The organism is Herminiimonas sp. KBW02 (genome assembly GCF_003852535.1).
In the GTDB taxonomy this organism is placed as follows: Bacteria; Pseudomonadota; Gammaproteobacteria; order Burkholderiales; family Burkholderiaceae_D; genus Oxalicibacterium.
Map to the genome: position 1 here is coordinate 311,993 of NZ_QAJP01000008.1, position 19,436 is coordinate 331,428.

A 19,436-nucleotide genomic window follows, 5' to 3' on the forward strand; every position below is an offset into this window, starting at 1 on the left:
GTCCCTTATAAACACACGGAACATATGGATCTCATCGTTTTATTTCTTTGCGGGACGTTTGGTATGGCTGCATTGGCATACTGCCTCTATTCTTTACTTATGGGTATGAGCAAAGAACCACTGGAGAATTTCGGTGACAAGCTCAACTATCTGACGACAGCTGAACGGGGAGATATGAATGAGCAGCTCAACTTCAAGTTACGAATCGCCGCACACGGCTCAGCCTTACTGACCATAGTGTTCGCCGTTGGTGCCTTACACAACATCATCCACTATCTGTTTTAAATACGGCCATCGTCCAGCAGCTGAATTACTCATTCATATGAGGATACAAAATGGGAAGAAGTCCCAAAGTCTTTTGAATTACTTTGTTATAGATACTGGGAGTCGCGTATGTACGCTTCACACCCATGATGTAGACTCCTCCTCTTTACAGCCACATCCAACTTTCCAGCAAACAAAACGAAAGCCCTCATGGAAATCACGCCTCAAGAATTCACCGATAAAATTAATGCACTTGCCACCGACCCTCAGTACCCGGGCAGCAACCCTGACTACGGCGTTGAGCTGGTACAAAAGCCATTCGGCTACGATCTGCAAGCACTAGGCGATACAGACATGCAATTCATACGTGAGTGCTACCGCGACGTGTACAAGGAATTCCAGCCCAAACCGACGGTTCTGTTCCCCAAAGCATAGTCAACGTACACACCTGTAAATTCACACACGTTTATAGCGTGTGGCCTCATACGCGGCTTGCGCGCTCACAAGGAAAAGCAGGCCGCCGCACTCCTCCACCCAAGCGGCTATTACCAGCCACCACCTGGTAATAGCATCCAAAATATCGACTCACTTGACAGCATACCTACTAGTATGTAGAGTGCTTGAAATGAAAGCGAACAACACTTCCGAAGAAATCATCAATTGCGCCCGGTCGCTGATCGTTTCCGGGGGCTATAACGGCTTCAGCTATGCCGATATTTCCAAGGTAGTTGGCGTACGCAACGCGACCATACATCACCACTTCCCGACCAAATCCAATCTTGTACGGACGCTCGTCGTTAATTACCGATGGGAAGTTCAGCTGGGTATGGCCGAACTGGAGCGCAATGTTCCGGAACCCGTTGCACAGCTACGCGCTTACATCCAGTACTGGGAATCCTGTATCGCAGACGGAACTGCACCGTTCTGCGTGTGTGCATTGCTCGCGACGCAGTTGCCCGCCTTGCCGGAAGAAGTTGCACTTGAAGTCAGCGCCCATTTCCGCACTTTGTCTGACTGGCTGTGCTCGGTCCTGGAACGCGGTGTAGCGAATGGCAGCATACGACTGAGTGCGTCGGCCAAGGATGAAGCGGAAGGCTTTATGGCTACGGTACATGGCGCCATGCTCTCGGCACGGGCTTATGGTGACGCGCAGATATTTGGCACCATCACTCAGCCGTTATTACTGCGCCTGTTGAAAGCCTGAGACTCTCAATGTAACTGGGAGTCCATTTTTTTCACCATCATACCTACCAACTAGTAGGGAGTTTTGTTGAGTAAATTGATCTTGAATTAGCCCTGTCTTTTAGTCAAAAACGAAAGGAATCATCATGTTTGGAATATCACCTTTAGGCTGGTTACACACACTAGGCAGCCTGCCTGCTATTCCCCTCGCCCTGTATATGTTGCTACGCTATGGCAGAATCACGCCGCGGAATGGGGCCGGCACCGCCTACTTTATTTCGATGCTGATAGGTGCCGTTACCGTATTTCTTGTTGCACACCAATCCGTAAGCTACGGCATCGCCGTTGCCACCATCCTGCTGCTGGTGACGGGCTATGGAATCGCGTTTATTCGCTTCGCAGGACGTGCTGCGATTTACATCGAAACGATATGCCTGAGCCTGACCGTCTTCCTGTTGATGGTACCCAGCGTCAGTGAAACCTTGCGTCGCGTACCCGATGGTCATCCGTTCGTAACTGATCCAAAATCACCGCTGCTACTCGGATCGCTGGGCGCACTCTTCATCATTCTGATCGTTGGCGTGACCGCGCAAATACTATTCCTGCGCAAAAAGAAGAAGACTGCTGCATTTCCGTCCTAAGGTTGCGCACAGAATCACAAAATCTAAAGGCCCGTTTTTTAACGGGCCCTTTTGTTTGCTTCCTTACTACCAGAATCCCTCATGCACCTTGGCTGCCTCGTCTTCCAGCAACGGCCCCACCACCTCTACCTGGCGCTGGCCGCGCACGAAAACTTCACGGCACGGCAGCGAAAAAGTCGGGTTTTCCGGATGATCTCCGGTCAGTCCAAGCAAATTATGTTCAGACAAGGCGTACACGACACGGCCGATGCCTGTCCAATAGATTGCGCCAGAACACATACAGCACGGCTCCGCACTGGTGTAGAGCGTGCTTTTGGCAAGCTGTTCAGGGCTCAGTTTCTGGGCAGCACGTGCGGCGGCGATCAGCTCAGCATGCTGGGTCGGATCACCTTCCGGTGGCATTGAGTTATTCCCCGCCGTGACAATGACATTGCCATGTTCATCAGCCACCAGCGCGGCAAACGGATGGCGGCCACGTTGCTTCGATTCTTCCGACAGCGTGATCGATTGACGCAACAGTTCCAGATCACGGATAGACACATTTGAGGTTTCTGCGTTGCTGTCGCTATTCATTACCTGCTCCTGCTAAAAGGTTGTTGATCAAAGGATTCTTGCCTGCTACCGCATGATTCACCTTACCTGGCTGCTTTGCGTTTCTTCCGGCACTTGTGCTTGCCCGTCGCTCCCGTTGAGCAGCACATTAAGTAGTACTGCGCTCATCGCGTATCAATTACTATCAATTCGGGCTCAAACGACGTTGACCCGATCAAGTTCATTGACGGAAACCCCGGCTTGATCCAGCCATTTTTTGCGACGAGCAAACAAATCAGGCGAAGCATCATTGACTTCGGAGATAAACGCGCCCAAGTCCGCATGTTTAAGTTTGCCGTTTTCGACCAGCACCCGTCCGGCCACCATGGTCATGTCCACATCACCGCCTTGTACCGCATGCACCAGATTGTGATGAAGGTTGGCCAGCGGGCCACGCGTAATGAGTGGCGTCATCCTCGGCGTGTTGGTGCGTACAGCAATCATGTCGGCGGCCTTACCGACCTCCAGCGAACCGATCTGTTGCTCCATACCCAGTGCTCGCGCTCCGTCTATCGTAGCCATACGGCATATCGACCACGCATCCAGTGCTGCGGCGTTCAGGTTCGCGAACTTAGCCAGCAAAGAGGAGACCTTCATCTCCTCGAACATATCCAGGTTGTTGTTCTCTTTTTCACCATCGGTACCCAGGCCAACTGCCACGCCTGCTGCCAACAATTTTTCGACCGGAGCCGCACCGGATGCCAGCTTCATGTTGCTGATCGGATTGTGCGCCACACCGATATTGCGTCTTGCCATCAGCGCGATCTCGTCATCGTCGACCCATACGCAATGAGCAAGAAGAACCTTGCTGACATCGAGCAAGCCGAACTTCTCCAGTGCCTGTATCGGGCGTATTCCATAACGCCTGAGGGTTTCCTCGACGTCAAAGCGACTTTCATTGCTATGCGTATGGAAGCCGACTTGATTGGCTTTGCAGATATCCACAATACGTTTGTATGCCTGCGGCACGGCATAGAACATATGCTCCAGGCCCACCCATACACTGATGCGGCCATGCGCACCGCCATGCCAACGCTCAATCAAAGCCTCGTTGCCATCGAGGGTCTCAAAATAATTATGGTCGGGGTGTTCGGCTACGTAGGGCACCAACACCGCACGTATGCCCAGCTCGTTGGCGGCCTCTGCACTACCGTGCATATAGCGCCACATATCGACTATCGTGGTCGTGCCGGACAGTAATGCTTCGCTGTAGCACAGCATGGAAGACAAGCGCGCCTCAGCGGGTAGCAGCACCCGGTGCATGGGATCGATAAACTGCTGCAACCAATCCCATACCGGCAAGCCCTCTGCCGTCCCCCGGAGCATGCCGGAGTGGCAATGGGTATTGACCAGCCCCGGCATCAATAAACGATCGGCCATGTTGCGTACCGAAACCGCAGGATGCCGCGCGAGCAGCTCCTGGGCAGGACCGACATCGGCAATCACACCGTCCTTCACATAGACCGCGCCATCTTCGATCATAGTGTTGTGAGCATCCATGGTGAGGACGAGATCGGCCCTGATGAGTTCATTAGTCATCTTATTCATTCCTTTTTTGTTGGTTATTTTTTGCTTGTTTGTTCATTCAGCTGTCGCTCAAGGCTGCCGTACGGGCGGCCACTACTTCCGCCTCATCGTTCCTGCCGAGCCCGTTGAACAGAATATTGAGCATGAGTGCACTGCAAACGCTCAGGACAATCCCGCTTTCGGTAAAGACCCGGCTCCAGTCAGGTAAATGGTGAAAGTAACGCGGCGCAACCATAGGGATCATGCCTATACCCACACTGGTGGCCACAATCAAAAGGTTGTAACGCGAACGTTCGAAATCGACGGTAGAAAGAATACGTACACCCATCAGCATGACCATGCCGAACATCACCATACCGGCGGCACCGAGTACATACTGCGGCGTGGAAGCAACGATGTAGGCCATCTTGGGAAATAGCCCCAAGCCGATCAGAATCAGCGCGCCGGCCATACACACATAGCGACTCTTGACACCGGTCATGGTCACCAGGCCGATGTTTTGCGAGAAAGATGTATACGGAAAGGCATTGAACACGCCGCCGAGAACGGCACCCAGGCCATCCGAACGCAACCCGCGTACCAGGCTTTGACGTGTAGTCGGACGGTCAACCATCTTGCCCAGCGCGAGAAACATTCCGGTCGATTCGACCATGGTGACCAACATCACCAGGCACATGGAAATAATCGCGACTATGTCGAATTTCGGCATACCAAACGCGAACGGCGTAATCATCGAGAACCACGGAGTCTCATGTATGCCGTCAAGCACGATATCACCGCGAAAGAAGGCAATGAAGAAACCAACCAGGACGCCCAACAGCACCGCAATATTAGCAATGAATCCTTTTGCGTAACGGTTGATACCCAGGATAAGGATCAACTGTAAAAGTGAAATTGCCAGGTAAACCGGATTGCCATAATCGGGATTGGGGCTACCATCGGCCAATACCGGCTGCCCTCCTGCTGACCAGTCGATACCGACACGCATCAGACTAATACCGATCACCAAAAGCACGGTACCGGTCACCAACGGCGGAAAAAAACGCAGCAAACGCCCCATGACCGGAGCGAACAGAATACCGAACAGGCCGGATACGATAATTGCACCGTACACCCCTTGCAGCCCCAGATTCGGGTTCACGCCTATCGCGATCATTGGTGTGACCGAAGCGAAGGTCACGCCCATCATGATGGGCAGTCGTATGCCAAAAAATCGATTCCCTGCACATTGCACGAGTGTCGCCAGGCCTGCAGCAAACAAGTCGGCATTGATGATCAGGGTTAATTGGTCCTTTGGAAGTTGCAGTGCCGCACCAAGTATCAGGGGTACGATGATGCAGGCTGAATACATCACGAGTACATGTTGCAAACCATAAGTGCCTAGCTGGCCTAATGGCAGCATCTCATCAACTACATGAACGTCCTTTTCCTTGCTCATTTGCATCTCCTTTTTTCGTATAGATACGAAACCCGGGCGGCAGCGATTGCCGCCTCTGGTAGCGCTTGGCTATTTGTTCCTTCTGGCGGGAACAATTAGCTGATCGGCCCCGTTGATCTGTCGTCAATATCCGGGGACACGCCATCATCTATCGAAAGGAATCGATAATAAAATCAGTTACTATCGCTTTGATCGATAAGTAAATCAGGGGAGACAATGCGATTTTCTTTAGAACAACTTGAGACGTTTTTACTGGTGGCGGAAACCGGGTCTTTCTCTGCCACTGCAAGGAAACTCGGTAAAACACAGTCGACTGTCAGTGCCGCGATCGCGAATATCGAAATTGATATGAACCTGTCCCTGTTCGATCGCACAACGCGCAAGCCAACACTCACGGCAGCCGGAAGTAAATTGCTGATTGAAGCCGAAGCGGTCATGGAGCGCTGCATCGCATTGGAGGCGCATGCAGATAGCCTGAGTGACAGCAACCCGGCAGAACTCAGATTGGCAATCGAGATCCCGTACAACACGGTCATGCCGGTACTAAGCGCTTTTGAAGCAGAGTTTCCTTTTATCGACCTGACTATTCGCAATCCTGTTTATGGTGATGTCAGCGAACTGGTACTCAAGGGAGAGGCAGAACTGGGCATTGCTTTTGCCCAACCAGGCTACCCCAGCGAGTTGAACTTCACCCAGTTGGGCAGGCTCGTCATGGTACACATCACTCATCCTGATCATCCTCTGGCCAAGTTGAAAAAAGTTAGTTTTAGTGATCTGCACATACACCGTCATCTCGCCTTCAGCGCGCATGCCAACAAGCTCCCTACCACCGAATACCTGAGGGCCACAAAAGTATGGCAAGCAGAAAGCTATCTGGCCTTGATAGAAATGGTGCGCGCCTGCCTGGGCTGGGCCACATTGCCGCGGCAATTAATCCATCGTGAATTGGAACAAGGAGAACTGGTAGAGCTGCAACTGGAAGCCTACCCATTTACGGACTGGCTTGTCGGCGTAGATCTACTGTGGCAAAAACGCCGACATCCAGCAGAGGCAGAACGATGGTTACGAGAACAATTCCAGCAAAACAAAGTGTTTGAATTCGATAACTTCGGACAGACCACCGCACGCTAAAAGGCAGTACAACTTCCCATTACTATCCGTTTGATCCGGCATGAATCCAATTTAAAATTTCCAACAGCATTCCTTCCATCAATACAAAAACGCAAAGGTAAGCTTCATGAAAAATCATAAAATTGCAGTCATCGCCGGCGACGGCATCGGCAACGAAGTGATGCCGGAAGGTTTGCGTGTGCTGCAGGCAGCGGCACGCAAATTCAATATTGCTCTTGAGTTCACAACGATGGAATGGGCTAACTGTGAGTACTACCTCAAGCATGGACAGATGATGCCGGATGACTGGCGTCAACAGCTGGCAGGTTTTGAGGCTATTTACTTTGGTGCGGCTGGGATGCCGGCATTGGTTCCGGATCATATTTCCTTGTGGGGCTCGCTCATCAAGTTCCGCCGTGACTTTGATCAGTACGTTAATTTGCGTCCGGTACGCCTGATGCCTGGCGTGCCTTGCCCGCTGGCGAATCGCAAACCCGGCGACATCGATTTCTATGTAGTGCGCGAGAACACAGAAGGAGAGTATTCGGCTGTAGGTGGCAAAAGTTTTGATGGCACTGAGCATGAATTCGTATCGCAGAATGCGATCTTCTCGCGTCGCGGTACTGATCGCATTCTCAAATACGCATTCGAACTGGCGCAAAGCCGACCGAAGAAACATCTGACCTCGGCCACCAAGTCGAACGGTATTTCGATCAGCATGCCTTATTGGGACAGTCGCGTCGAAGCGATGGCGCCAGCATATCCGGATGTGCGTTGGGACAAGTATCACATCGATATTTTGTGCGCACGTTTTGTACTTTCACCTGAACGCTTTGATGTCGTAGTCGCGTCCAATCTGTTCGGCGATATTCTGTCCGATCTCGGGCCAGCTTGCACCGGTACCATAGGCATCGCACCATCTGCCAATCTGAACCCGGAGCGCAAGTTTCCTTCACTGTTTGAACCGGTGCATGGTTCAGCACCCGATATCTACGGCAAGAATATCGCCAACCCTATCGGTATGATCTGGTCCGGTGCGATGATGCTCGACTTCCTTGGCAATGGCGATGCGAATTACAAGGCAGCGCACGATGCCATCATGCACGCGATAGAAACGGTACTGGTGCAAGGCCCGAATACGCCCGATCTAGGCGGCAACGGCAATACGTCCGATGTTGGAAAAGCGATTGCTGCAGCAATCTGATAACCCCCCCGCTCTTCAGCACCACGAATTTTCATGACGGGAGCGTCCCTCAGAATAGAACTTCGATTTTGAGAGACGCTCCCGTCATTCATACGGTTCTTACTCAGAATCCTGCGCACCCACATCCAAATTCCCATATTCATGGGATAAAAATATACCGTTATCAGACGTTAATAGTGGAACACCCAGGAAAGTCCAGGCGATGCGTCTCATATGATGACTAACGTCAACACTTTTCTTTGAGCATGTTTCAAAAGAAGTTATATTAAAAATACATTTGCATCTGTCAGCGTCTTTGAACGGAAATTTCCCATGAAATGTCCTCCCATTCCGCCGGATGAAATTCAACGCCTGCAGGCGTTGACCGCTTATGGTTTAAGCACCGACCGGCCCCTTCCTTCCCTTGATCCTGTGGTTCAGATTGCGTCACGCATGTTCGGCATGCCTGTCGCTGCCGTCAATATGATAGGCAACGATCACGTGTTTTTTGCCGCCAGTTCAGGTGTTGGCGAAGTCGATATGTGCCGTGATGTTTCCTTCTGCGCGCATGCCATCTTGCGGAACGAGGTGATGGTGATACCCGACTCGCATCTGGATGAACGCTTTCATGACAATCCACTGGTTATCGGTCCGGCCAATTTACGCTTTTACGCTGGCGTACCCTTGCTGTCACCGGACGGTTACGCACTCGGTGCCTTATGTGTGATTGATGGTCAGCCACGGGAGTTTTCAGATGAAGACTGTGAAAGATTGCGCGAGCTGGCGAAGATGGCGGTCGATCGCCTGGAACTACGCCGCATCGAATTATCAATGGAAAAAGCACGTCCTTCGTTCGAAGAATTCGCCCGCAACTCACCTACCGCCGTAGTCTGGTTTGATGAGCAGCGCAAGATCGTCAACTGGAACCAGGCCGCAGCCGCATTGCATGGTTATACGCTGGAAGAAGGCAATGGTATGTTGGCCGATGCGCTCATGCCGGAATGTGCGCATGCTTTGTTTCAGGAGCTGGTACGAGAGGCCGTGATCAAGGGGACATTTGACGGCCTGGTGATACCCGATACGATTTATGGATTACGGAAAGATGGTACGGAGTTCCAGTTAGGCTTGTCGCTCTTTTGCTGGCAAGAGCGAGGCCAGCTGATTTTTAATGCGCACCTGCAGGATATCTCGGCAAGAAAACGCGAAGAGGCCGAACTGCATCGTCTGGCCAATACGGATCCTCTGACCGCACTTGCCAACCGCGCCTGCCTGTATCGGGAGGTTGAACGGTTGCTTGTGCTTGGCACACCCGCCTCCGTCCTGATGCTGGACATCGATGGCTTCAAGGATATGAATGACACGCTTGGTCATGCGGTCGGCGATGCGATCCTGTGTGAAGTGGCGCGCCGGCTTGAGTCCGTCATCGGCAAAACCGGTCTGGCTGCACGGATAGGTTGTGATGAGTTCGCCGTATTGCTGCCGGAAACGAGCGATTCGACATGGGTGCAGTGCATGGCGCAGGCCATCATCGATCATATCAGCACCGTTCTCCTGATCGAGGATCACTCCATACGCGTGACAGCCAGTTGCGGTTTCGCCACCGCTCCCGAGCATGCGGAAGAAGCGCTGGAGTTGATCAGCAATGCTGATTTGGCCCTGTTCCAGGCAAAACGTCTGGGTGGTGCGCAAACCTTCATGTATGTGAATCACTTGCGCATGGAAGCCGTAGCGCGTCATCTATACGGACTGGAACTGCAACGCGCCTTGCATCAAAGTGAGTTCGTGCTGTTTTACCAGCCGCAGATCCGCCTCTCCGATAATTCACTGGCTGGGGCCGAGGCTTTGCTGCGATGGCGCCATCCCGAACGCGGCATGCTGTCACCAGCCGCCTTCCTGCCTGCATTGCAAAGCGGCCCTCTGGCTGCAACGGTCGGTACCTGGGTGCTGAATGAAGCCTGTGCTCAGGCCGCCGAATGGATGCGATTTGGCGTCCGTGATTTCCGTATGGGCGTTAACTTATTTGGTGCGCAATTCCGGATGGATGACCTGGCCAGTCGGGTGATCACCGCGCTGGAAAGACATGGCCTGCCACCGGAGGCACTGGAACTGGAAATTACCGAAGACATCGTGCTCGATCATGATGATCTGGTACTTGAATCACTGCAGCTCTTGCGCAATAAAGGCGTAGGCGTCGCGTTTGATGATTTCGGCACCGGGTACGCATCGCTGAGTTTGCTCAAGCGCTACCCGCTTAGCCGTATCAAGATTGATCGCTCGTTCGTACAGGGCATGATCGCTTCGCCGCAAGATAAGACCGTGATCGCGGCAGTGCTCGATATGGCGGATGCATTTAAACTCGAAACGATTGCCGAAGGCATAGAAACTGAAGAACAACGTTCAGCCTTGCTCGCAATCGGCTGTGCGGAAGGACAAGGTTATCTGTTTTCACGGCCGCTGCCTGCTACCGAGTTTGCCGAGATTTACGATATAGCGGGCCCGCTGCAACAGCGGGCTTAAAACGGACATGCGCTGATACCGCGCATGCGTTCTCCGCTGAGCGGATGATCAAACTCCAGCGTCATCGCATGGAGCAATAGCCGGCTCGCCATATGCGCACTCTCAGGCGTACCGTAGAGATCGCATCCGAGTATCGGATGCCCTATTCCCGCACTGTGGATGCGTAATTGATGAGTGCGCCCTGTATGCGGCGTGAACAGGACACGCGTCGTGTCTGCCTGTCTGTCCAGCACTTCGTAATGACTACTGGCTGGTTTTCCGGTGTTGAAGCACACCTTCAATTTCGGAAAGTTGACCGGATCTTTAGCGATGGGTAATTCGATGTCGCCACTATCGGCAGTCATGTGTCCGGCTAATACTGCCTGATAGGTTTTGTTGACAGTACGTAACTGGAACTGGCGGTTGATGTGAGCGGCAGCGATTTTGTTCAGCGCGACTACCAGCAAACCCGAAGTGCCCAGATCCAGTCTGTGTATCATCAACGCACCCGGGAATTGCTGTACCAGACGATAATGTACTGAGTCCAGGTTCAATGGATTCTTCCCCGACAGTGTCAGCAAACCGCTGGGTTTATTGATCAGCAAGATAGTCTCATCCTGGTAGATGATTTCTATTTCATCTACGCATGGTGGTGCGACAAAGTTATCTGTGCTGACGGACATTATTGGGAAACCATCTCTGATTTAAGTACGCTGGAACCCGGCTATTGCATATGGTTCATGCAACAGTCAGGCCTTACCAGCGCACATCTTACAGAAGATATCCGTAAGCACCGTCATTCCGGGTGAAATGTACTCACCCGCAACTGTGTCAGCGATTTAGAAATCGATAGACGCAGACAACAATACCGTACGAGGCGCACCTAAAGTAATAAAGCCGCGCGATACCGAGTTCCAATAGTTTTTATTAGCCAGGTTGATCACATTGCCGCGGAAGGTCACTGCCTTGCCTGCCACTTGCGTGACATAACGTGCACCAACATCCAGCGTATGCCAGCCCGGGATACTTTGCGTATTCGTTGCATTCGCCTGTGCCCCACTGAATGCATTGATACGGCCCGTGAGGGTGACACCCTGCAGCGATTCAAGATCATATTCACCGTTCAGCACGACATTCACCTTGGGTACACCGATGGCATCCTTGCCGTTATTGGCGCCATTTAAGGTTTTGCTTTGTACCGCATCAATCAGGGTAATACCACCGAGCAGACGGACACCACGCAATGGCTGGCCGAAGGTAGATAACTCGAGACCACGGTTGCGTTGCTCACCATCAGCCCCGAATACGCCATTTGAATTGGTAAACGCGTTAGGCTGAGTTATCTGGAACACAGCTGCCGTGACACCAAAGGTCCCCGCGTTGTATTTGACGCCGCCTTCCATTTGTTTGGTAACAGAAGGAGCCAGAATTGTGCCTACGTTGGATGAACCGGCAGGTGCCGTCGCCCCTTGTGCCAGACCTTCGCTGTAATTGGTATACAGCGAGTAGCTACCCAGTTTCACCAGTAAAGCAGCGGCAGGTGTGACTTTGCTTTCGTCATAATTTTTGGTTCTGATACCCCCCGTAAACACACCACTAAACAACTCCTGCCGACGCAAACCCACAGTCAGCAACACATTGTCATTCATAAAGCCAAAGGTATTGACCAAGCCTACGCTGCTTAATTGCAGATCGCCATTTTGCGGGATCGTGCCATAGTTCACGACCGGGCGTGGACGATTAGGTACGTTGTAAACATTGCCGGTGTATTGCGGGGTTGCATGCACTGTCAGGCCATAACCGGTCCGACTAAAGTCGCTGTAGGAAAGCGCATAGTTATTGGAAACATCACCCAGCATAAACTTGCCGCGCATACCCAATTCATACGTATCGACTTCGTATGAGCCTTTGAAACCACCTGCACGCGCAGTAAAATCGCCAGCGCTATTGATGAACTTGCGGCCTTGCGTACCACCATAGTAGTACTCTTCGTTACCCCTGGACTTGCCATAGTTTGCGTAAGCGGTAAACGTCGGACTGAATTCGTACTCCACGTGTGCCATCAAATATTTCGCATTGGTTTTGATGTATTCCCAATCATCGACGTAATTCTTGTCAACTTGCGGCGGTCTGGGCAAAGCGAAACCACTATCGTAGGTAATGTTCGCCGAGTATCCATTCGTCAGACGATCCTGATTCGCAACGTCCAGGCTGGCTTTCAATTTCTTGCCGCGATAATCCAGTGCCAATGCGGCATTTTTCATATGATCGTCCTGACGATCTATCGGCGTATCGCCGTCGCGCTTGAGTACATTCAGGCGCACACCCCAGACATTGTCTTCACCGAAGCGACGTCCCAGATCCAGATGCACACCAAATTGACTGTCCGATACATAACTCCCCGTCACCCGTGTCAACGGCTTGTCATCCGCACGCTTGCTGGTCAGGTTGATGTTGCCGCCGACCACACCAAACGGGCTGATGCCGTTCAGCATGGCTGCAGGTCCTTTCAGCACATCAACACGCTCATAGAATTCCGGCGTGATGCGGCGGCTCTCGGTCATGCCATACAAACCATTCACACCGACCTGATTCACGAACACCGGAAAGCCGCGAATGATGTAGGTTTCACTATCGCCGTATTCCGCCATCGCACTGCGTATCGACGGATCAACCGAGATGATGTCGGCGACGCGGCGCGATTGCTGGTCTTGCACGAATTCTTCGGTGTAGCTTTGCGTACTGAATGGCGTATCGAATATATCCACATTTCCCAGAATACCGACACGGCTGCCCTTGGCAACCTGGCCACCCGCAAACGGCTTAGGCAAGTCGCTGGCCGAGCCGACGTCGCTGGTGACCGTCACGGCAGGTAAAGTCGCATCGGCCATCGCTGCAACACGCAGTACATAGCTCCCGTCAGGCTGCAGGATGGCCTCCAGACCGCTACCAGCCAACAGACGTGTAATGGCTTCCGGCACGGATAAATTACCCTGTACTCCTGGACTTTGCTTGCCATCAGTCAGTGCGCCATTGACCGAGACATAAGTGCCTGATTGCGCGGAAAAACGTGCAATCGCGCCACTCAGCGGACCTGCAGGAACGGCGAAGTTGCGCGTGGCAGCTTTGGCTGCGGGCAGTGGTTCTGCTGCGTAGGTATCCGCTGGCAAGGCGCTCAGCATTACCGCTCCGGCAAACAAGACGTGTATTGCAAGCGCGGCGGGTTTCAACCTGAACTCAGTGCGGAATGAGGTGATACGGCTGGGGACTTCGTATTTCATGATCGAATCTTTCGGAAAAAGTAATGGCAGTTACTGAGCCTTCAAACTGTTTTCCGTGCGAGATCAGAAAAGGGGAACCGATTGGGTGAATTTATTTTTCCGCGAGCGATGGCCGGGCACGTATCGTTACCCACCATGGAAAAGTTTCATGTACCTTGACCGGGAGCGATGCTTCCAGCATGGCCAGCGCCTGGTCGCCCCGGTTCAGCGGGAAACCGCCTACCACGCGCAAATCGGCAACAGCCGGATCGCAGGCGAGATAACCGGAGCGATAACGCGCCAGTTCTTCAACGAAATCGCCGAGAGACATATTGTCTGCCACCAGCAAACCCTGGCTCCACGCTTGCTGCGTCGGTTCAACGGCTATCGCCGGCGCCACTTCACTGCGATTGAAATCGACTTGCTGGCCGCTTTCTATGATCCTGCTGCCAGCCTGCGTATTGAGCGGAGTAATCTCTACCCTACCCTCAAATACACTGAGGCGGGTTTTACCATCCAGCTGGCGCACACTGAAACGCGTACCTATAGCGCGCAGACTGCCTTCCGCGCTATAGACGACAAACGGCCGTGGTGGTGATTGCGTATCGGGATGCGTCGCGATCATGACCTCCCCCTTGCGCAGGGTGACCCGCCGCATGCGTGCGTCATATTGCTGATCCAGCGAACTATTCGTATTAAGCCAGAGCTCACTGCCATCAGCCAGCGTCAGATTGCGTATCTCGCCGACCGCGCTCCGGTAATCGGCATTCAGGTCGGCCAGCACCGTTTGTATCGCACTGCTACGGCTCACGCCATAAGCGGCCAGGCCGGTCACGGCAAACAAGGACAACATCTTCAAGGTGCGCCGACGTTGCAGCACCGCAGCACTCAAGGCCGCGCTGGCAGCTTCCGGTGCCGCTTTCGGTAACGATAAGCCATTGCTGATCGCCTCTACCCTTTGCCACGCCAGGCGATGTTCTTCGCGCACATCCAGCCATGCATGCCACTGCCGTCGCTCCTCATCCGTCACTGCACCGGAGCGCAGCACGGCAAACCACTCGGCCGCCTGTTCCAGCGTGGCAAATTCAAATTCCTGATTGACGGGAGCAGTCCCTGCGACACTTATGCTCATGCTTAAACCAGCGCCTCTTTGAACGCTGCACCATGCATCAGGCAATGCAGCATGGCTTGCGCCATATATTTTTTGACCATGCGTTCGGAGACCGCCAGCACGCCGGCGATCTCGGCATAAGTCATATCGTGCAGATGCGCGAGCAGCAGAGCGCGGCGCGGTTTTTCCGGTAACTGCGCGAGCAGGCAATCAACTTCGATCAGTGTTTCTATGATGATGGCCTGATGCTCGGCCGAGGGCACGACAGATTCAGGATGCGCAGCCAGCGTCGCCAGCCAGGCCCGCTCGATTTCCTGACGGCGCCACAAATCGACGACCAGACCTTGCGCAATCTTGGTCAGATAAGCACGCGGATCGTAGGCACTATCCAATTGGCGTGGCCGGATGATCAGACGTAAAAAAGTATCATGTGCCAGATCCTCGGCCTGATGCGCGCAGCCCAGCTTCTTGCGCAACCAGCCATGCAACCAACCATGATGGTTGCTGTATAGCGTATGCATTTGCTGCTGCAAAGCTGGTTCGAGGGAAGACATGAAGGGAAATTCAGCGAAGATTGATGTTAATGAGAACCATTCTCATATTAACTCAAGCGAACTGCGCTACGCAATTTCTATCGCGGCAGTGTTGTTTTGCGAGCGAACCCCACGCGCGACAGCTATTTGCTATCCAGCGCGCCCTTCAGCTTCAACGCGATGCGCCGCGCATCCTTCTCGTCCGCAACATTGGCAAAACCCAGCAACAAACCCTGTTGCGGCTTCACGTTGATGTACCAGCGCGATAAGGGGTGCAAAGCCAGGCCTGCTTCACGCGCCCGGTCTGCCAACAGGATGTCGTTTTCGTGTTCCCCGAGTTGCGCCAACATGTGCAAACCGCCGGGACGCAAATCGATACGTATGCGCTCACCCAGCACCTGCTGAAATACCTGCTGCGTCACCTGCCGGCGTTCGGCATAGAGCGTGCGCATTTTTTTCAGGTGACGGGAGAAATGACCTTCCGCAATGAAGTCGGCAACGCTGGCCTGGAACAAATACGGACACCCCGCATTCAGGTTGTAAGAAACAGCCTGAAAGCGCGGCACCGCACTCACAGGTGCAACCACATAGGCCAGGCGCAAGCCCGGGAACATCACTTTGCTGAAGGTCCCGCTGTAAATAACCCGATCATTTCGGTCCAGGCTTTTCAACGCCGGCAGCGGCCTGCCCTGATAACGAAACTCACTATCGTAATCATCTTCAATGATCCAGCTCCCGGCGCTACTGGCCCAGTCCAGCAAGGCCATCCGGCGCTCCAAAGATAACGTTACGCCCAACGGACTCTGGTGTGACGGCGTCACCATCGCGAACTTCGCATAGGGACTGAGACGCTTGCCCTCCTCGACCATCAGGCCGTGCGCATCAACCGGTACCGGCACTACCTTGACGGCGGCATTTTGCAGAAAGGGGCGCGCCAGAATATAGCCCGGATCCTCAAACCAGAACGCATCGCCGGCAGTCGAAAGACTGCTCAGTGTCAGTTCCAGCGTATTGCGCAAACCGGTTGTGATGAAGACTTGTTCCGGCAGGCAGCTCACGCCGCGCGACACGCCGAGATAGGTTGCAATCCGCTCGCGTAAACGATCGTAACCAGCCGGATCGGGATAGCCCAGCCGTGCTGGTTCACTACCACGTAATCTATGCCCTACCAGTCGATTCCAGACCTTGCGCGGGAATGCATCCAGGGCAGGTAACCCCAGTTGCAAGGGCTTGGGAGCTTTGCCGTCGTGATCGAGAAAGGCGGATATGGTTTGTCCCGGCACAGGCGTTGGCGGCTTGACCGCCGCAGGCTGCGGCAACGAAGGTGAGACAACAGTCCCGGCCGCTCCCCTGACCTGCAAATATCCTTCATCAGTCAGAATACGGTAGGCCATCTCCACCGTGCCACGTGCCAGGTTCAACTCGGTCGCCAATGCCCGTACTGCCGGCACGCGATCACCTGCGCGCAAATGCCCTTGCTCTATTGCCGTCTTGAAACGCTGGCAAATCTGCATATACATGGGCAGTTCGAGCGTACGATCTATGCTCAGGTCGAGCGCAGGCCTGGATTTTTTCATGGACTAGTCCTTTTTGCATTTCTTGGCCCTTCTAACACGGCCATGATATTCGCATACTACACATCAAGGACACGCCATTTTTAATTAAATCAACCTGACTCAGGAGTTACACATGCAAACTCGCCTCGACTTCCTCACTACCGATAAAGACGCCATCCGCGTCATGATGGGTGTAGAAAACCAGATTGCCAAAGGCACACTGGACATCCTGCTGAAAGAACTGGTACGCCTGCGCGCTTCACAAATCAACGGCTGCGCCTTCTGCCTCGACATGCACGTTACCGACGCACGCAAGGCTGGCGAAATAGAACGCCGCCTGGCAACCGTAGCAGCCTGGCGCGAAGCGCCTTTCTTCAGCGATAAGGAACGCGCGGCGCTGGAGTGGACAGAATCGCTGACACTGGTCGCACAAAGCCATGTGCCGGATGCAGTATGGGAAGCGGTACGCCCGCACTTCACCGATGCAGAACTGGTCGAGCTGACCTTGTTGATTACATCCATTAACAGCTGGAATCGCTTCTCTGTCGCGTTCCGCAAAATGCCGAGCTGACTTAAAGCACACCTCAAGCAAACCCTACAAGCACACTCAGTCCCGCACGCGCGGCGGGCAGACACAGAAAGGTTGATATGAAAATCCTGGTTATCGGCGGTAGCGGCCTCATAGGCTCCAAAGTTGTCAGCAATCTGCGCCAGCTTGGTTATGACGTACTGGTCGGCTCGCCGAGCAACGGCATCAACATCGTGACAGGTGAAGGCCTGACCGATGCAGTCAAGGGAGCACAAGTCGTGATCGACCTGAGCAACTCCCCTTCCTTTGAAGACCAGGCCGTACTCGACTTCTTTGAAACTTCCGGACGCAACTTGCTGGCAGCAGAGGAACAAGCCGGTGTCAAACACCATATCGCCTTGTCGGTGGTCGGTACTGACCGCATGCAGGAGAGCGGCTACTTCCGCGCCAAGATGGCTCAGGAAAACCTCATCAGGCAATCCAAAGTGCCATACACCATCGTACGTTCTACCCAGTTCTTTGAATTCCTTGGTGGTATCGCACAGTTCGGCACTGTCGGTAATGAGATCCGTCTGTCGCCTGCGCATGTGCAACCGATCTCCTCCGACGATATCGCAGCGGTGGTTACCGACACGGCACTGGAACAGCCTATCAATGACAGCTTCGATGCTGCCGGTCCGGAAAAAGTCGGACTCGCAGAATTGATGAAGCGTTACCTGGCTGCACTGGGCGACCAGCGTGTTGTCGTTAGCGATCCTGAAGCGGCTTATTACGGCGCACAGATTAACGATCAATCGCTGACCCCGATTGGTGAAGCAAAGATTACGACGACCGGATTCTCAGCCTGGATCAGCAAGTCGCAGGCAGCGAAATAATTCAGGAGCTAGACATGCCAGCCGAAGTAGATATCAGACATATAGAAAGCGACGCCGACCTGGCGGCGTCGTTTGCAGTGATGCAGGAATTGCGACCACATCTGACAGACAGCGCAGCTTATGTGGAACAAATCAAGCGCCAGTACGCACAGGGCTATCGTTTGCTGGCAGCATGGCGTGAAGGCCGCATCGTCGGACTGACCGGGTATCGCTTGCAGGAGAGTACGATATACAGCCGCTTCGCATACGTCGATGATCTGGTGGTCACCAGTACACTGCATCGTTCCGGTATAGGTGAGCTGCTATTGCAATCGGCACGCCAGCAAGCCGCCATGTCCGGCTGCAAAAACTTTGTGCTGGATACCGGCTTGCATATGGCGCTGGCACAACGCTTTTACTTCCGGCAAGGACTGCTGGCGCGCGGCATGCACTTCGTAGAAGCGCTTTAGAAGCGCGGTAAAAACGCGATAAGTTCACCTTCAACTTTCTTCAAGATTGTTTTACAGGAATCCCATGACACGTATTTTGTTACTGAACTGCGGCCCGCACAGCGACACCAGCCACGGTTACCGCCTCGCAAGAGAAACACTGGCTGCATCCGGCATCAGCGATATACACATCACGGAACGAGATCTGGTGCAGACACCACTTCCTGCGATCGGGCGCGACTATGCACTGGCCATTACCTCGAACGCGGCGCATGACGTCAGCGAGCTGCAATGGTCGGAGCAACTCATCGCCGAGCTGGAACAACACGATGTACTTCTTATCGTCACACCGATGCACAACTTCACGGTACCGGCAGCACTGAAGCTATGGCTGGATCATGTGATCCGCATCCATCGCAGCTTCGCCGCGACGCCACAGGGCAAGGTCGGTCTGATGAAAGATCGCCCTACCCTGGTATTGGTAAGTTCGGGGGGATTCTTTGCCGGGGAACGCGCCAGGCAGGCAGACTTCCTCACACCTTATCTGCGCTATGCGCTGGCATCGATAGGTATCAACGACACCTACTTCTACCCGTTGCAAGGTCTGGTCTTCGGTCCGGATGCAGTGGCACAAGCGGTGAATGAAGTACGCCAGCCATTGTCTGAAAAATTGCTACAGGCGCTGGCGGCAAACTAAAGCAAGCATTCCGTT

General features: G+C 53.5%; 19 protein-coding genes. 11 read left to right on the forward strand and 8 right to left on the reverse strand.

The window, feature by feature from the left end:
* The first annotated feature begins 24 nt into the window (after positions 1–24).
* The 4 genes from DBR37_RS14740 to DBR37_RS14755 all read left to right on the forward strand — a co-directional run bounded on the left by DBR37_RS14740 (position 25) and on the right by DBR37_RS14755 (position 2,087).
* Complete coding sequence (locus DBR37_RS14740) at positions 25–285, forward strand: hypothetical protein (protein WP_124575231.1); 261 nt, start codon at positions 25–27, stop codon at positions 283–285.
* A gap of 189 nt (positions 286–474) precedes the next feature.
* A complete protein-coding gene (locus DBR37_RS14745) occupies positions 475–699 on the forward strand; it encodes a hypothetical protein (protein ID WP_124575232.1) in 225 nt (74 codons plus the stop codon).
* 190 nt (positions 700–889) lie between these two features.
* Positions 890–1,468 (forward strand): TetR/AcrR family transcriptional regulator, encoded by a 579-nt coding sequence (locus tag DBR37_RS14750; RefSeq protein WP_124575233.1) that lies wholly within the window; start codon positions 890–892, stop codon positions 1,466–1,468.
* A gap of 124 nt (positions 1,469–1,592) precedes the next feature.
* A complete protein-coding gene (locus tag DBR37_RS14755) occupies positions 1,593–2,087 on the forward strand; it encodes a hypothetical protein (protein ID WP_124575234.1) in 495 nt (164 codons plus the stop codon).
* A gap of 66 nt (positions 2,088–2,153) precedes the next feature.
* Here the strand turns inward: DBR37_RS14755 and DBR37_RS14760 are convergent, their stop codons facing one another.
* The 3 genes from DBR37_RS14760 to DBR37_RS14770 all read right to left on the reverse strand — a co-directional run bounded on the left by DBR37_RS14760 (position 2,154) and on the right by DBR37_RS14770 (position 5,643).
* Positions 2,154–2,660: a deaminase gene (locus DBR37_RS14760; protein WP_124575235.1), complete on the reverse strand. Its 507-nt coding sequence runs from the start codon at positions 2,658–2,660 to the stop codon at positions 2,154–2,156.
* Positions 2,661–2,834: 174 nt separating this feature from the next.
* Entirely contained in the window at positions 2,835–4,217 is a 1,383-nt protein-coding gene (locus tag DBR37_RS14765) for an amidohydrolase family protein (RefSeq protein ID WP_124575236.1), read from the reverse strand.
* A gap of 46 nt (positions 4,218–4,263) precedes the next feature.
* Positions 4,264–5,643 carry a nucleobase:cation symporter-2 family protein gene (locus DBR37_RS14770; protein ID WP_124575237.1) on the reverse strand — a complete coding sequence of 460 codons (1,380 nt, stop codon included), beginning with the start codon at positions 5,641–5,643 and terminating at the stop codon, positions 4,264–4,266.
* A gap of 216 nt (positions 5,644–5,859) precedes the next feature.
* Here DBR37_RS14770 and DBR37_RS14775 point away from each other — a divergent pair, with 216 nt between their 5' ends.
* From DBR37_RS14775 to DBR37_RS14785, 3 genes are all read left to right on the forward strand, one after another.
* Positions 5,860–6,774 carry a LysR family transcriptional regulator gene (locus DBR37_RS14775; RefSeq protein ID WP_124575238.1) on the forward strand — a complete coding sequence of 305 codons (915 nt, stop codon included), beginning with the start codon at positions 5,860–5,862 and terminating at the stop codon, positions 6,772–6,774.
* A gap of 106 nt (positions 6,775–6,880) precedes the next feature.
* Entirely contained in the window at positions 6,881–7,957 is a 1,077-nt protein-coding gene (locus DBR37_RS14780) for a tartrate dehydrogenase (RefSeq protein ID WP_124575239.1), read from the forward strand.
* Positions 7,958–8,269: 312 nt separating this feature from the next.
* Positions 8,270–10,453: a bifunctional diguanylate cyclase/phosphodiesterase gene (locus DBR37_RS14785; protein WP_124575240.1), complete on the forward strand. Its 2,184-nt coding sequence runs from the start codon at positions 8,270–8,272 to the stop codon at positions 10,451–10,453.
* On the opposite strand, the gene DBR37_RS14790 is transcribed toward DBR37_RS14785, so the two are convergent.
* The 5 genes from DBR37_RS14790 to DBR37_RS14810 all read right to left on the reverse strand — a co-directional run bounded on the left by DBR37_RS14790 (position 10,450) and on the right by DBR37_RS14810 (position 16,913).
* Entirely contained in the window at positions 10,450–11,115 is a 666-nt protein-coding gene (locus DBR37_RS14790) for an RluA family pseudouridine synthase (protein WP_124575241.1), read from the reverse strand. The two genes, DBR37_RS14785 and DBR37_RS14790, sit on opposite strands and share 4 nt — an antisense overlap.
* 156 nt (positions 11,116–11,271) lie before the next feature.
* Positions 11,272–13,713, reverse strand: a complete 2,442-nt coding sequence (locus DBR37_RS14795) for a TonB-dependent receptor (RefSeq protein ID WP_124575242.1) — start codon at positions 13,711–13,713, stop codon at positions 11,272–11,274.
* Positions 13,714–13,804: 91 nt separating this feature from the next.
* Entirely contained in the window at positions 13,805–14,824 is a 1,020-nt protein-coding gene (locus DBR37_RS14800) for a FecR domain-containing protein (protein ID WP_124575243.1), read from the reverse strand.
* A gap of 2 nt (positions 14,825–14,826) precedes the next feature.
* Positions 14,827–15,357: a sigma-70 family RNA polymerase sigma factor gene (locus tag DBR37_RS14805; protein ID WP_199739129.1), complete on the reverse strand. Its 531-nt coding sequence runs from the start codon at positions 15,355–15,357 to the stop codon at positions 14,827–14,829.
* 122 nt (positions 15,358–15,479) lie between these two features.
* Positions 15,480–16,913, reverse strand: a complete 1,434-nt coding sequence (locus DBR37_RS14810) for a PLP-dependent aminotransferase family protein (RefSeq protein WP_124575244.1) — start codon at positions 16,911–16,913, stop codon at positions 15,480–15,482.
* A 112-nt stretch (positions 16,914–17,025) separates the two neighbouring features.
* Here DBR37_RS14810 and DBR37_RS14815 point away from each other — a divergent pair, with 112 nt between their 5' ends.
* The 4 genes from DBR37_RS14815 (at position 17,026) to DBR37_RS14830 (ending at position 19,421) form a co-directional block, all read left to right on the forward strand.
* Entirely contained in the window at positions 17,026–17,463 is a 438-nt protein-coding gene (locus tag DBR37_RS14815; RefSeq protein WP_124575245.1) for a carboxymuconolactone decarboxylase family protein, read from the forward strand.
* 77 nt (positions 17,464–17,540) lie between these two features.
* On the forward strand, positions 17,541–18,296 hold the full coding sequence (locus DBR37_RS14820) for an SDR family oxidoreductase (RefSeq protein WP_124575246.1): 756 nt from the start codon (positions 17,541–17,543) through the stop codon (positions 18,294–18,296).
* A 14-nt stretch (positions 18,297–18,310) separates the two neighbouring features.
* The gene (locus DBR37_RS14825; RefSeq protein WP_124575247.1) at positions 18,311–18,745 is read left to right on the forward strand and encodes a GNAT family N-acetyltransferase; all 435 of its coding nucleotides are present in this window, start codon (positions 18,311–18,313) and stop codon (positions 18,743–18,745) included.
* A 64-nt stretch (positions 18,746–18,809) separates the two neighbouring features.
* A complete protein-coding gene (locus tag DBR37_RS14830; protein WP_124575248.1) occupies positions 18,810–19,421 on the forward strand; it encodes an FMN-dependent NADH-azoreductase in 612 nt (203 codons plus the stop codon).
* Positions 19,422–19,436: the final 15 nt, after the last annotated feature.

Bases quoted from the DNA above. Each gene is read 5' to 3' on its own strand.
- DBR37_RS14740 (WP_124575231.1), top strand. From the start codon at position 25: ATGGATCTCATCGTTTTATTTCTTTGCGGGACGTTTGGTATGGCTGCA.
- DBR37_RS14745 (WP_124575232.1), top strand. From the start codon at position 475: ATGGAAATCACGCCTCAAGAATTCACCGATAAAATTAATGCACTTGCC.
- DBR37_RS14750 (WP_124575233.1), top strand. From the start codon at position 890: ATGAAAGCGAACAACACTTCCGAAGAAATCATCAATTGCGCCCGGTCG.
- DBR37_RS14755 (WP_124575234.1), top strand. From the start codon at position 1,593: ATGTTTGGAATATCACCTTTAGGCTGGTTACACACACTAGGCAGCCTG.
- DBR37_RS14760 (WP_124575235.1), bottom strand. From the start codon at position 2,660: ATGAATAGCGACAGCAACGCAGAAACCTCAAATGTGTCTATCCGTGAT.
- DBR37_RS14765 (WP_124575236.1), bottom strand. From the start codon at position 4,217: ATGACTAATGAACTCATCAGGGCCGATCTCGTCCTCACCATGGATGCT.
- DBR37_RS14770 (WP_124575237.1), bottom strand. From the start codon at position 5,643: ATGAGCAAGGAAAAGGACGTTCATGTAGTTGATGAGATGCTGCCATTA.
- DBR37_RS14775 (WP_124575238.1), top strand. From the start codon at position 5,860: ATGCGATTTTCTTTAGAACAACTTGAGACGTTTTTACTGGTGGCGGAA.
- DBR37_RS14780 (WP_124575239.1), top strand. From the start codon at position 6,881: ATGAAAAATCATAAAATTGCAGTCATCGCCGGCGACGGCATCGGCAAC.
- DBR37_RS14785 (WP_124575240.1), top strand. From the start codon at position 8,270: ATGAAATGTCCTCCCATTCCGCCGGATGAAATTCAACGCCTGCAGGCG.
- DBR37_RS14790 (WP_124575241.1), bottom strand. From the start codon at position 11,115: ATGTCCGTCAGCACAGATAACTTTGTCGCACCACCATGCGTAGATGAA.
- DBR37_RS14795 (WP_124575242.1), bottom strand. From the start codon at position 13,713: ATGAAATACGAAGTCCCCAGCCGTATCACCTCATTCCGCACTGAGTTC.
- DBR37_RS14800 (WP_124575243.1), bottom strand. From the start codon at position 14,824: ATGAGCATAAGTGTCGCAGGGACTGCTCCCGTCAATCAGGAATTTGAA.
- DBR37_RS14805 (WP_199739129.1), bottom strand. From the start codon at position 15,357: ATGTCTTCCCTCGAACCAGCTTTGCAGCAGCAAATGCATACGCTATAC.
- DBR37_RS14810 (WP_124575244.1), bottom strand. From the start codon at position 16,913: ATGAAAAAATCCAGGCCTGCGCTCGACCTGAGCATAGATCGTACGCTC.
- DBR37_RS14815 (WP_124575245.1), top strand. From the start codon at position 17,026: ATGCAAACTCGCCTCGACTTCCTCACTACCGATAAAGACGCCATCCGC.
- DBR37_RS14820 (WP_124575246.1), top strand. From the start codon at position 17,541: ATGAAAATCCTGGTTATCGGCGGTAGCGGCCTCATAGGCTCCAAAGTT.
- DBR37_RS14825 (WP_124575247.1), top strand. From the start codon at position 18,311: ATGCCAGCCGAAGTAGATATCAGACATATAGAAAGCGACGCCGACCTG.
- DBR37_RS14830 (WP_124575248.1), top strand. From the start codon at position 18,810: ATGACACGTATTTTGTTACTGAACTGCGGCCCGCACAGCGACACCAGC.